The 13,343-nt window shown below is 74.3% G+C and carries 7 protein-coding genes; 1 reads left to right on the forward strand and 6 read right to left on the reverse strand.

Annotated elements, in window-relative coordinates; all coding sequences use genetic code 11:
* The first annotated feature begins 11 nt into the window (after nt 1-11).
* Nucleotides 12-1,847, forward strand: coding sequence for a phosphomethylpyrimidine synthase ThiC (thiC, locus tag B207_RS0118885; protein WP_018638146.1), 1,836 nt, complete (start codon nt 12-14; stop codon nt 1,845-1,847).
* Nucleotides 1,848-1,921: 74 nt separating this feature from the next.
* Here thiC and B207_RS0118890 read toward each other — a convergent pair whose 3' ends face one another.
* From B207_RS0118890 to B207_RS0118915, 6 genes are all read right to left on the reverse strand, one after another.
* Nucleotides 1,922-3,772 (reverse strand): class I SAM-dependent methyltransferase, encoded by a 1,851-nt coding sequence (locus B207_RS0118890; protein ID WP_195905318.1) that lies wholly within the window; start codon nt 3,770-3,772, stop codon nt 1,922-1,924.
* 11 nt (nt 3,773-3,783) lie between these two features.
* A complete protein-coding gene (locus B207_RS0118895; RefSeq protein ID WP_018638148.1) occupies nt 3,784-4,974 on the reverse strand; it encodes a glycosyltransferase in 1,191 nt (396 codons plus the stop codon).
* Between the two features lie 24 nt (nt 4,975-4,998).
* Nucleotides 4,999-5,931, reverse strand: a complete 933-nt coding sequence (locus tag B207_RS0118900) for an alpha/beta fold hydrolase (protein WP_018638149.1) — start codon at nt 5,929-5,931, stop codon at nt 4,999-5,001.
* Nucleotides 5,932-6,034: 103 nt separating this feature from the next.
* Nucleotides 6,035-6,379, reverse strand: a complete 345-nt coding sequence (locus B207_RS0118905; protein ID WP_018638150.1) for a phosphopantetheine-binding protein — start codon at nt 6,377-6,379, stop codon at nt 6,035-6,037.
* On the reverse strand, nt 6,376-11,205 hold the full coding sequence (locus tag B207_RS0118910) for a type I polyketide synthase (protein ID WP_018638151.1): 4,830 nt from the start codon (nt 11,203-11,205) through the stop codon (nt 6,376-6,378). The genes B207_RS0118905 and B207_RS0118910 overlap by 4 nt, the downstream gene beginning before the upstream one ends.
* A 4-nt stretch (nt 11,206-11,209) precedes the next feature.
* Nucleotides 11,210-13,343: SDR family NAD(P)-dependent oxidoreductase (locus tag B207_RS0118915; RefSeq protein WP_026311215.1), on the reverse strand; the 2,134-nt coding region annotated here is incomplete at its 5' end.

Below are 13,343 nucleotides of genomic sequence, written 5' to 3' on the forward strand. Positions count from 1 at the left end.
GATCAAAGGTGGTGCGTCACATCCAGCCCGCGCGTTCCGACGACCCGGCGGCAGACCAGCCGGCGGGCGGAATCCTGGCCCGGCCGTTCCCTGGCAGCAGGAAGACCTACCTGGTGGGGTCCCAGCCCGACCTGCGGGTGCCCATGCGCGAGGTCGCGCTGAGCACCGGCGACAGTCTCGTCCTCTACGACACCTCCGGCCCCTACACCGACCCCGGCGCCGGGGTCGACGTGCGACGCGGTCTTCCCGCGCTGAGGTCGAGCTGGATCGCCGCCCGCGGCGACACCGAGGAGATCACCGGCCGGGCGGTGCAGCCCGGCGACGACGGCAGGCGGGCCCCGGGTGCCCAGGGCGGCCCGGACCAGGCCACCCGGACGCCGGCGGACGACCTCTTCGTCGGCTCGGGGCAGGCACCGCGCCGGGCCCTCGCCGGCCGTGCGGTCACCCAGCTCGCCTACGCACGACGCGGCGAGATCACCCCGGAGATGGAGTTCGTCGCCCTGCGCGAGGGCCTGGCCCCCGAGCTGGTCCGCGACGAGGTCGCGTCCGGGCGGGCGGTCCTGCCGGCGAACGTGAATCATCCGGAGTGCGAGCCGATGGCCATCGGGCGCAACCTCCTGGTCAAGATCAACGCGAACATCGGAAACTCGGCCGTGGCCTCCTCCATCGAGGAGGAGGTCGAGAAGATGGTGTGGGCCACCCGGTGGGGTGCCGACACCGTCATGGACCTGTCGACCGGGAAGAACATCCACACCACCCGGGAGTGGATCATCCGGAACTCGCCGGTGCCGATCGGAACCGTCCCGATCTACCAGGCACTGGAGAAGGTCGGGGGCAAGGCCGAGGAGCTCACCTGGGAGGTCTACCGGGACACCGTCATCGAGCAGGCCGAGCAGGGTGTGGACTACATGACCGTCCACGCCGGGGTGCTGCTCCGGTACGTCCCGATGACCGCGCGGCGCAAGACCGGCATCGTCTCCCGGGGCGGGTCGATCCTCGCCGCCTGGTGCCTCGCGCACCATCAGGAGAACTTCCTCTACACGAACTTCGCCGAGCTCTGCGAGATCCTGCGCGCCTACGACGTCAGCTTCTCCCTCGGTGACGGGCTGCGCCCCGGCTCCATCGCCGACGCGAACGACCCCGCGCAGCTCGCCGAGCTCGCGACCCTGGGCGAGCTGACCTCGGTCGCCTGGGAGCACGACGTCCAGGTGATGATCGAGGGCCCGGGCCACGTGCCCATGCACAAGATCAAGGAAAACGTGGACCTGCAGCGCGAGCTGTGCCACGACGCGCCGTTCTACACCCTCGGCCCGCTCACCACGGACATCGCGCCGGGCTACGACCACATCACCTCGGCGATCGGCGCGGCGATGATCGGCTGGTACGGCACCGCCATGCTGTGCTACGTGACCCCCAAGGAGCACCTCGGCCTGCCGGACCGGGAGGACGTCAAGGCCGGTGTCATCGCCTACAAGATCGCCGCCCACGCGGCTGACCTGGCGAAGGGGCACCCCGGGGCACAGGCCTGGGATGACGCCCTGTCGGACGCCCGGTTCGACTTCCGGTGGGACGACCAGTTCAACCTGTCCCTCGACCCGGAGACCGCCCGGGAGTACCACGACGAGACACTGCCCGCGGCTCCGGCGAAGACCGCCCACTTCTGCTCCATGTGCGGCCCGCACTTCTGCTCCATGCGCATCACCCAGGACGTCCGCAAGTACGCCGCCGAACACGGCCTCGACACCGAGGACGCCGTCCAGGCCGGGCTGGCGGAGAAGTCCCGGGAGTTCGCCGAGCAGGGCGCCCGCATCTACCTGCCGCTCGCGGGCGGCCAGCAGCAGGACTAGCGGCACGCACAGGTCAGGCAGCTGACCGGGCCCGGGGCCGGTGGTAGCAGCCGGCGCCGGGCCCGGCACAGGGGCTAGCCCTCCTTGCGGGCGAGCACCCGGTAGGTGTTGGAGCGGCTCCCCCGCGCCAGCCACGCCCGGCTCAGGCCGTCGACGACCGCGGCCAGGACGAGCGGGGCGACACAGGCGAGCAGCAGCGGCACCCGCAGCAGGCGTCGACCCGGCCCGGCGCGGTGGGTGTCGAGCCACGGCTCGGGTTTCGGCGCCAGCTGCTGGACGAGCAGGCCAAGCGCCCCGGTGAGGTCGCCGGGGCGCTGCGCCGCGCCGAGCTCGACGACAATGGGCCGCAGGCCACGGTCCTCCAGCGCCGCGAGCAGGTTGTCGACGGGGATGAAGTGCAGCCGGCGCGGCACATCCCAGCCCGGCCAGTACCTGCCCAGCCGCCGGGCGGCCGGGCAGGACGGGTTCGGCAGCTCGATCAGCAGATGGCCGCCGGGGGCGAGCGCCTTCACCGCGCCGTCGAGCTCCTCGGACGGGTACCGGGCACGCTCCAGGTAGCCGAACATGCTGATCACGTCGTAGCGCCCGGCGAGCCGGTCGGCGACCTGCACGAGTTCGCCCTGGTAGGCGGCGTCCACCCAGCCCCGCGCGCGGGCCTCGTCGACCGAGTCGGTGATGTCGAGCCCGCCGAAGGCGGTCGCCGGCCAGTGGTGACGGGCGACGTTGCAGAAGTGCCCGAACCCGGTGCCGACGTCCAGCCAGGCTCGTGGGGTGGCGTAGGGACGCAGCAGCTCGGCGCGGGCCCGGTCGGCCGCCGCCTCCCGCGCGCGGGCATGCTCCGCGGCCTCGGCGGCGAACCCGTCCCGCCAGTCCCGCTCGTAGTAGTCCTGCCCGTCCGGGGTGATCGCCGGGTTGAGGAAGGTGTGCCCACACCGCCCGCAGGTGTCGAGCTGGAAGCTGCCGGGTTTGCCCATCGCCAGGTCCGGCGAACGCAGGCGGCTTGTCAGTTCCCCGAAGCCGCACCACGGGCATTCGCTGCTGGGCACCTCACGCAGGCGCCCGACGTGCCGGGCCCGGGCCCGGTACCAGGCGGCGGTCTCGTCGCGGCGCTGCCGCCGGGCCGCCTTGTGCGGGTCGGCGGGTATGCCGGCGGCCTTGGCCTCACGACCCGCGCGCACCGAGTGGATGACGAGCAGGAAGATGCCGAGGATCCGGACGATCGGACTACGGATCAGGTCACGAGGAGCCAACGGCACCCGGCCGGCGCAGACGAAGAACGGCTGGAACCAGAACAGCGCCATCGCCACGTAGGCCAGCTGCTGGCTGACCTGCGACCCGATCGCCGTCGCGATGTGCGGCGAGAACGGCATGTAGAGGCTGGCCGGGGTGCAGGCGTAGGCGCGCTGCTGCACCCGCACCCGCATCGCGGCGTCGTCCCGGGCGGCCCGCAGCCCCGGCACCACCGCGAGGTCGGTGGCGGTCGGGGCGTAGCGCTTCAGCTGGGTGGCGATGTCGACCAGCTCGACCGGGCTGAAGCCGTCCAGGTGGGTGATCCCGGCCCGTTCCAGCAGGTCGCGGTGCACCAGGATGGCCTGGAAGGCGCCGCGGCCGGGCGCGGACCGGTCCGCCCGGTACGTGCGGGTGTCCACCATGCGGGCCACGTCGAGGGCGCGTTCGACGGTGAGGTCGGCCGGTACCAGGTCCAGCACCAGCAGGCGCTCGCGGCGCGCGTGGTTGCTCGCCGCGCGCCGCGCCGCCTCGGGCAGCCGGACGCCCTCGGCGACCAGGAAGAGGTGCGCCGGGTCGACCGGCCGGCCGGAGGCGACGACCGTGTCGAGCCGGCGCAGCCGCCCCCGCAGCCGGATGCCGTTCGCGACGAGGCCCAGGCAGACGAGAACAGGAACCAGGAGCCACACGTCCCTCATGCCCCCCGGCCCTACGGCAGCAGCTTCTCGATGTGGTGGGCGGCCGTGACGACTCCTCCCGCCGCGGTGAACTCGGCACGCAGCCGGCCGGCCGCGGCCGCGTACGACGGCTCGCCGAGCACGGTGCCGATCGCGGTGGCGAGCGTCGACGGCGTCGACCGCCCGAACCGCACCCGCAGGCCCGCCCCGGCCCGCACCACCTGCTCGCCGATGACCGGCTGATCGTCGCGGACGGGGGCGACCACAAGGGGAACACCCCGTGACAATGCCTCGCACACGGTGTTGTTGCCCGCATGGCAGACTACCGCGTCGAGCTGGTCCATCAGATCGACCTGCGGCACGAACGAGCGGACGAGCAGGTCGTCGGGCGCCTGCTCGGCAAGGTCGTCGAGCGGGCCCGGCGGCGCGACGACCACCGCCTGCACCTGGCCGGCCATCCCGGCCAGGGCCTCGGCCGCGGCGCGCACGAAGCGCCCGCCGGCGTCCCGCGTCACCGTTCCGAGGGAGACCAGAACGGTGCGCCGGCCGCTGTCGAGCCACTCCCAGGGGAAGGCCGGGGCCGGCCGGCGGATTCCCGCGGCGCAGCCGACGAACACCTGGTGGGAGGGATGGAACGAGCTGCGCAGCAGCGAGGGCACCGAGCAGACCACCGTCAGGTCCTCGGAGAAACGCAGGTCCAGCCGCTCCGCCCCGTCGTCGGGCACGCCGTGGGCGAGCTGGAACTCGCGCAGCCGGTCCGAGACCCAGTGTCCGATCCCGGCCAGCACCGCGTACGGATCATCGAACTCCGCCGAGGTGGTGGCCAGGGTCGCCCACCGGACCCCCGCCCGCCGCGCGGCCAGCGCGGCACCGATCGCCTGCTGGTCGGCGACGACGAGATCCGGGCGCCAGCGCTCGAGCACCTCGCCGACGTCCCGGGCCATCGAGGTGCCGAGCGGGAGGATGAACTCCTCCCACAGGAACTTCAGCGACGCGGGTCCCCGCAGCGGGCGGGACCGTGCCTCCAGGTCCGCCCGCTGCTCGGCGGTGATCTCGTCCGGCAGCGCGATGAGCGGCACGCCGGGCGGAACGAGCGGCCCGACCGCGCTCGCGTGACCGGCCAGCGCGACGTCGTGGCCGCGGGCGGCCAGCTCGCCCGCGATACCGACGGCCGGGTTCACGTGGCCGGTCAGCGGCGGCACCGCGAAGAGAATGCGCCCCATCGACTCAACTGCCTCCAGGCCGGGTCAGGCGTCCGACGGCGAGCCGGCCGCGGCCGTCGACAGCGAGGTGGTGCGGTGCTCGCCGTTCAGGTCGGGCGGCGGGATCATCTGCCGGACCCAGTCAGGCGTGTCGTAGCCGGCGCCGCGCACCTGGTGCCGGGGCATCGGCTGGTCACGACGCAGCAGCCACCACCGGAGCAGGTCCCGCAGGTAGTCGGCGGCCTCGCGCAGCACCATGTGGGTGTGCTGCTCCAGAACCACCAGGGTGCAGTCGGGAACGAGCTCGGCGAGCCCCTCCGCCTGGTCGATGATGTCCGAGTTCGCCCCGTAGACGGCGAGGACCGGCATCGGCAGCGCGGTGAGCGCCTCCCGCGAGAACGGCGGCGTCGCCAGCATGTCCTGCGCGATCGACGTCTCCTTCAGCAGCGCCTGCGCGGAGCGCGCGATCCGGGTGACGGCGCGGCCGGCGGTGTTCGCGAGCCACTCCTCGACCTCCTCGTCACTGACGGCGGCGAGGACCTGGGTCAGCGACCGGGCCATCTCCTCCCCCAGTCCCTCGATCAGGAAGGGCGGCTCGACGAGGGTCAGGCTGGCGACCCGCTCCGGGTTCGCCAGGCCGAACGCGAGGGTCAGCGTGGCGCCGTAGCTGTTGCCGACGATGTGGACGGGCCGGTCGACACCTAGCGCGTCCAGCAGCCCGGCCAGGTCGGCCATCGAGTCGGCCATCGTGTAGCCGGACGGGGTCCGCTCGCTGCGGCCGTGCCCGCGCAGGTCGTAGCAGATGACCTCGCAGCCGGCGCCGGCCAGGCAGTTGCCCAGCGCGAAGTAGAAGCTGGAGATGTTGTCCATCACCATGCCGTGCACCATCACGACGACCGGCGAGTCCGGAGCGGCCCCGCCCTTCGGCTCCAGCCGCTGCACATGTAGACGAACGCTGTTCGCGACGATCTCAGCCACGCGCCTTCTCCCTAGCTTCGTTCGGAGGTTTGCCCGCGCGGTCCGCTGGCGTCCCGCGCGCTCGACGTTCTCGTCGCCCCCCTGGTTGGTCCGTGGCGGCGCGCTACCGCGCGGCCACCTGGGGGGCGCTGTCCAGGCTGTCGACGATGAACGCGACGACCTGGCCGACCTTCATGTTGATCACCTGATCGACGTCCATGTCGGCGAGGAAGCCGACGAAGTCGACGTGCTCGCCATAGGTCTCCCGGAGCCGGTCGGCGAAGGTGACGAACTCGATGCTCTCCAGCTCGAGGTCCTCGTTGAACGAGGTGTCCATCTCGATCGACATGTCGACGATGTACTCCTCGCCGATCACGTCACGCAGGATCGCCGCCACCTCGGAAAGCACTCTGGCCGCGCGGTCGGTCGGGTCCACGCTCACGGTGGCGGTCGACTGGTCGGTGGTCATCGCAGCGTCTGCTCCTTGGTCTGATGGGTTGCGCTGACAGGTCCGGTCCGTGGCGAGGTCCAGGCCACGACATAGTTTCCGAGATAGCCGCCGGCGGCCGCGGCCAGCCGGTCGGCAGGCTCCGGCTCGGGCCGGGGCCGGCCGGTCGTGTCCATCGTGCGCAGGGCCACCCAGCATTCCCGGACAGGCTCGGACGGACGTTCCGCGGGGGTGCCCGGCCGACCGGTCTGCGGGAGACCGGTCTCCCGCAGACCGGTCTCCCGCGCAGGGTCCGGCCCGTCGCCTGCCACGGCTGCCACGGCTGCCACGGCTGCCACGGCGACGGGAACCAGCAGCGGAGCCGGCAGGCCGGGGCTCGCGCCCGGGTCGCCGACGGGCTGGACCACGGCGCCGCCCGGCCCACGGGTCACCGCGGCGGGCACAGGCTCGCCGCCCTGCACCGGCCGGCCGACCACGAATCGCCGGGGATCGCCGACTGGTCCGGACCCGTCCGCCTGCGACGCCGCCTGCTTCGCCGCGACGAAGCGAGCGAACCACACAGCGCGGCTGTCCGGATCGCCGTCGGCCAGCTCGTCGAGCAGCCGCAGCTCGGGCACGGTGAGGACAGCCGCCTCCGCGTCCCGCTCCCGCCGCTGGACCCGGTCCAGGCCGATCCCGACACCGCCGGGGGTGTCCTCGACGAGAGCCACGGCGATCTCCGGGCGGTGCGCGACACTCACCACGGGCGGGCGCAGCGCCGGCAGGCCGGACCGGTCCGGCACCCGGTCGACGACCGGGCTCCCCGACGCCGCGTCCGCCAGGCCGACCTCGATCGGCCACAGCTCGCCGGCGCCACCCGCCCACCAGTGCCGCCGCACGGCGTCCTTGCCGGCGATCCGCCCGAGCAGCCACGAGCGGGCGGCCAGCGGGTTGAGGCGGGCCAGGCGCCCGCGCTCGGCGGCGTCCAGGTAGTGGCGCAGTGACAGCTCGCGTGACGCCGGGTCCCGCCAGTGCTCGGTCACGACGACCCAGCCGTCCGCCGTGGACCGGCCCTGCGTGTTGACCTGCGGTGCCAGCGCCATCGACCACAGGACGTCGTCCTCGGTGAAACGCCGGTCGGTCCAGCCGCTCAGGTGCGACCACAGCCGGCCGGCCTCGTCGCGCAGCTCCATGTCCGCCGTCGCGGTGCGCTCGGTGACGTCACGGATGCGGCCCAGGTACGACAGCCGTGCTCCCGTCCGCGGTGGCGGGCCGAAGAAGCGGATCGAGGCGACCGACGCGGGGAAGAGCAGCCAGTCCGACGGAAGGTACTGCATGCCCCAGTAGCCGAAGAGCTGACCGGCGTTGTCCAGCAGCGCCCCGCTGGCCTCGGTGACCCGCAGCCAGCCGCGCAGCCCGGTCGGCGCCATTCCGTCGACCGACTCGACGCCCTGGTAGCCGGGCCCGTGGAACAGGAGCCGGTCGTCGTAGATCGCCCGGCCGGTGTGCGGCGCCGTGGACTCCCCGGGGATCACCACCTCCCCGGCGGTTCCCGGGCAGGGGACGAGACCGGTGGACACGTCCGTGGTCTCCGGCGGCGCAGGGTGGGCCGCGGCGAAGACGACGGTCGCCCGGGTGTAGCCGACGACGTCCACCCGGATCTCGTCCGGGCCGAGCGGCATGCAGGTGATGTCCACCTGTACCGGCGGCTCGATCGCCAGCCAGCGGGTGGCGCGGACGTCCCGGACCTCGGTGATCACCAGGCCGGGCCGCAGCGCCGACGCCTCGGCCATCATCATCTCGAGGACGCCGGTCAGGGGCACGACGGGGAAGAGGTCGGACGCGTCGGACCAGCCCGGCGGCTGCCGGTAGAAGCAGTGGTCGATGACCTCGGGCATGGTCGCCAGGGAGAGCTCGCGGCGCACCGTGATGCGACCGTCCGGCCCGGTCCGCCGCGCTCCCGCCGGCACCGGCGCGGACGCCGGCACCGCGGACACCGGAACCGCCGCGGGCACCTGAGCCGAGCCCACGTCCACATCGGGACGGGGCCGCAGCGCGGCGGACAGGTCGGGGGCGTCGGGGCCGAGCCGGACCAGCGGGGTGCCGAGGCGCAGGCGCACCGCCCGATCGGGCCGCCCGGCACGGCCGGGCCGGGCCGCCGGAGCGGCGAGGCCGGGGCGGGTGCGGCACGGCAGGAGGTCCATCCGCGGCGCGGCGCCCTCGGCCCACAGCGCGACCGCGACCCGGCGCAGCTGGTCCAGCCCCGACCGTTTCGTGGTGTTGGTGACCAGCGAGGCGTGCTCGTCGCCCGCCCCGCTCAGGGTGTCGTCGACGAAACCGGCGACGCTGCCCATCCCGATCTGGACGAACACCCGGACGCCCGTGTCGTGCAGGGCTCGTGCCAGCTCCCGGAAGCGCACCGGCTCCAGCAGGTGCCGGACGGCCAGCTCCCGGATCTCGGCGTGCCCGGACGGATAGGGAGCCACCGTGGTAGCGGACCACACCGGGACCCGGGCACTGCCGAGCGGGGTGTTGTAGAGCCCCTCCCGCAGCCGGTCCAGATGCGGGCGCAGGAACGGAGAGTGGAAGCCGGAGCGGAACGGCAGAACCTGCCCGATCACCCCACGCGCCCGCAGCCGCGCCAGGGCGGTCTCGATGCTCTCCACCCGCCCGCAGATGATCGACTGGTGCGGGCAGTTGTCGTGCGAGATCACGATGTCCGCCAGGTCGGCGATGGCCTCGGCGGCGACATCCGCGCCGCAGCCGAGCGCGCCGAACACGACGCCCGGCACCTCGATCGAGGACGGATCGAAGGCCTGGATGAACCCGTCCGCGTACTCCTCGTCGATCAGGCCGGCGGCGAGCATCGCGTTCCACTCACCCACGCTGTGCCCGGCGACCACGTCGGGGGCCACACCGAGTCGGTGCAGGGCGACGTCGAGGACCCGACCGACCTGCACGCTCGCCACGCCGTGATGGCCCAGGTCGGTGGTGTCGCCCAGCTCCGGCCGGGGCAGCCCGAAGTGGTCGCAGATGTCGTCGATCCGCGGGGAGAACTTGTCCTCCAGCCCGCAGAACAGGAAGGCCAGCCGGGGAACGGTGTTCTCGTCCCGGCGGTCGAGCAGGGGCGCCGGGACGAACCAGAGGTCGTTCCGGCCCCGCCACGGTGTGCCACGGGCCGCCACCGTGCGGGCCAGCGCGAGCCGGCGCGCGGTGGGGGCCACCAGCGCCAGCCGGACCGGTCCGCCGCCGGGCGCCGTCGCCGCGTCGTCGCGCTCGAGCAGCTCGGCGTCCGGCACCGCGAGCTGGGCGACGATGTCCGCCGCGGACGCGCCGGCGAACAGCAGCACCCGCTCGGCCGTGGGGTCCGCCGCGCGTGCGACCACGCGGGCGACGTCCCGAGCGGCACCGGGGCCCAGGGGCTCGACAGCGCCGACCCGATCGGCGTCGGCGCACTCCTCCAGGACGACGTGGGCGTTCACCCCGCCGAAGCCGAAGGCGTTCACCCCGGCCCGCCGCGGCGCGGGGCCCGTCCGCTCCCAGGGCGTCGCCTCCCGGACGGGGGCGAACCGGCTGCCTTCGAACAGCGGGTGCGGCTCGTCGCAGTGCAGCGTCGGCGGCAGGGTCCGGTGGTGCAGTGCCAGCGCGGCCTTGATCAGACCGGCCATGCCGGCGGCGGGCATCGCGTGCCCGATCATCGACTTCACCGAGCCGAGGCCGACCCGGCCGTTGTCGACGTCGTCGCCGAAGACCTTCGTCAGGGTGGCGAGCTCCGCGCCGTCACCGGCCGGGGTCGCGGTGCCGTGCGCCTCGATCAGCCCCACCGCACCGGGTGCGGCCGGGTCGAGGCCGGCGTCCGCCCAGGCCCGCTCGACGGCGAGGATCTGCCCGGACGAGGCCGGTGCCATCAGGCTCGCGGTACGCCCGTCGCTGGACGAGCTGGCGCCGCGCAGCACCGCGTAGATCCGGTCGCCGTTCGCACGGGCGTCCGCGAGCCGGCGCAGCACGATCATGCCGATGCCCTCGCCCATCAGGATGCCGTCGGCCCGGCGGTCGAACGGCCGGATCCGCTGGCTCGGCGAGAGGGCGCGCAGCAGCGTGAACAGACTCCAGAAGGAGACCTCGTGCACGATGTGCACACCGCCGACGATCATCGCGCCGGCCCGGCCGCTCGCCAGCTCCCGCATCGCCGTCTCCACGGCGATCAGGGACGAGGCGCAGGCCGCGTCGATCGTGTAGGCCGGCCCGTGCAGGTCGAGGCGGTTCGCGATCCGCGACGCGGCCAGGTTGGGCACCAGGCCGATGGACGCCTCGGGCCGCTGCGGGCCGAGCTTCGCCAGGAAGGCGTCGACGACCTCGTCCACGGCGGTGTCCGCGACTCCGGGCAGGACCTCGCGCAGCGTGGTCGCCAGCTGATGGGACGTCCGGACCCGCTGTTCCAGCCGGGCCACTCCGGGGCCGACGTAGCCACCGCGGCCGACGACGACGCCGACCCGGCCGCGGTCACCGAGGGCCTCCGGCCCGCCGGCGTCGTCCATCGCCTCGGCGGCGAGCCGCAGCGCGAGGAGCTGGTCCGGCTCGGCCCAGTCGACCGAGACCGGGACGATGCCGAACCGGGCCGGGTCGAAGGTGGCGAGGTCGTCGACGAACCCGCCGCGGCGGCAGTAGAAGCCCGCCCCGTCGGGGCGCCGCTCGGCGGTGGGATCGGCGGCGAAGTACTCGTCGAGATCCCAGCGCCCCGCCGGGACGTCCCGGATCGCGTCGACGCCGCCGGCGATGTTGCGCCAGTAGGTGTCCAGGTCGCCGGCGCCCGGGAACAGCGCCGACATCCCGACTACAGCGATCTCCTGAGCGATCTCCTGGGCCATCGGTTCAGCCTTCGAACGACTCGGCGTCGGCGCACATGTAGACCACCTGGGCGGGCGCGCCCGGGACCGGCTCACGCAGCTCGCGCAGCAGCGCGGCGACCCCCTCGTCCGGGTCGATCAGACCGATGCCGCGCCGGGCGTACTCCCGCGCCAGTTCCTCGGAGACCATGCCCCGGCCCGCGTCGGCGCCGGAGTCACCCCAGGGCCCCCAGTCGACGCTGACCACACGGCCGGTGCGCCGGGTCGCCAGACTGTGGGCGAAGACGTCGAGCGCGTCGTTGGCCGCCGCGTAGTCGACCTGGCCGCGGTTGCCGAAGACCCCGGCGACGCTGCCGAAGAGGACTACGAAGCCCACATCGGGCCGCAGCGCGCCAAGCAACGCGCGCGCTCCGTCCACCTTCGTGCGGAACACCCGGTCGAACGACTCCGTCGTCTTGTTCTTCAGCAGACGGTCCTCGAGAATGCCGGCGCCGTGCACGACACCGTCCAGCCGGCCGTGGCGCTCGTACACCTCGGCGACCACCGCGGCGAGGGCGGCACCGTCCCGCACGTCGACAGCGTGGTAGCGCACCGAGGCCGCCGCCTCGCCCAGCGCGGCCAGGTTCGCGCGGATCTCCCGCTCGGCCAGAATCCGCGTGACGCGCTTCTCGATCTCCGCCGGGCGGCGCACACCGGAGGCGATCAGAGCCCGGCGCAACGCCGGCGGGTCAGCCGCACCGGCGGTCTCTGCGCCCTCCGGCCCGTCCGGGACGGGGGTGCGCCCGATCAGCTCCACCGCGCAGCCAGTGGCCCGCGCCAGCGCCAGCGCCGTCCGTGCGGTGATTCCGCGCGCGCCGCCGGTGAGCAGCACGACACCCGAGGTGTCCAGCCCCGTCGGGCCCGCGGTCGGCGCGCCCGACGGCGCGAGGTCCGCCGGGCGCGGCGTCGGCGTGATCCGACTGCCGTCCCGGTGGCCGACGACGACCGGCGCCGCCGCGTCGAACATCTCCGCCAGCAGCCGCTCGGCGATCCGCCGCGGCGCGGCCTTGGGATGGACGTCGACCAGCCGCACCCGGGTGGCGGGGAGTTCCTGGGCCAGCGTCCGCACCAGCCCGGCCATCCCGACGGCCGCCGACCCGCCGGCCGGTGTCGTGTCCACCGCCTCGGCACCGCGGCCGAGGTCACCACCCAGCCCGGTCACGACGACCAGCCGCCGGGCGCCGGCGAGCGCGGCGGTGCGCAGGGGCGCGAAGGCGGCCGGCAGGCCGGCACCCGGGCCCGCCACCCCTTCCGCCGAGGCGACCCAGAACAGCCCGTCGGCGCCGGCGTCCGACCCGAGAACGGGATCGAGCTCCGCGCTGTCGGCCGACACGATCCGGACGTGGGCTCCGGCCTGCTCCAACAGCGTCGACAGCGCCAGGCCGATACCGAGCCCGCCCTCGACCACGGTGAACCGCGCGCCGGCCAGCGGCACCGCCGTGCCAGCCGCGACCAGCTCGTCCCAGGACGGCAGCGCGGGCAGCTCGACGTGGTCCACCACGAACCGGCGCAGCGGGACCCGGGACTGCGGGCCCACCGCGCCCACGGCTGCGACGGCTGCGACGGCCGGCACGGCGTCAGCAGCCGGAACGATGCCGGCAGCCGGCACCGCACCGGCACCGGCACCGGCACGGGCCGCGAAGGTCGGGTCCGTCGCGCCGCGCGGGGTGGACAGCACTCCCCAGCTCTCCGGCGCCGACGGCGCCTGGAGCGCGGTGGCCGCATTCCGGGTCCGGGGGCTGTCCAGCACAGCGGTGCCGGCCCGTCCGATGCTCGGCGCCGGCCCCACGGAGGGCTCGGGAAGGTGCGCAGTCGGCAGCACCGCCGTGGCGGACGCGGACGCCCGCGCCGGCACCAGGACGCGGGACCCGGCATCCGCGGGCACCCGGCCACCGCCGGTGCCCTGCTCCGGCAGGTCGTACGACCCGGGTCGAGGAGCTGGGCCGGACCCGCCCCCGGCTGCCCCGCCACGGCCACCGGCGGAACCGTCGCCGGAACCGTCGCCGGGCGCGGGCTGGGAGCTGTGCTCGACGATCCAGGTCGCGATCCCCCGCACCGTCTTCACCGCCGCCAACTCCTCGACCACCGACTCGTCCAGCTCGGACGCCCCGCCGCCCGCA

Source organism: Parafrankia elaeagni (assembly GCF_000374165.1).
Taxonomy (GTDB): Bacteria; Actinomycetota; Actinomycetes; order Frankiales; family Frankiaceae; genus Parafrankia; species Parafrankia elaeagni.

Coding starts and splice junctions, on each gene's coding strand:
- B207_RS0118890 (WP_195905318.1), bottom strand. CDS start 3,772: ATGAGGGACGTGTGGCTCCTGGTTCCTGTTCTCGTCTGCCTGGGCCTC.
- B207_RS0118895 (WP_018638148.1), bottom strand. CDS start 4,974: ATGGGGCGCATTCTCTTCGCGGTGCCGCCGCTGACCGGCCACGTGAAC.
- B207_RS0118905 (WP_018638150.1), bottom strand. CDS start 6,379: ATGACCACCGACCAGTCGACCGCCACCGTGAGCGTGGACCCGACCGAC.
- B207_RS0118910 (WP_018638151.1), bottom strand. CDS start 11,205: ATGGCCCAGGAGATCGCTCAGGAGATCGCTGTAGTCGGGATGTCGGCG.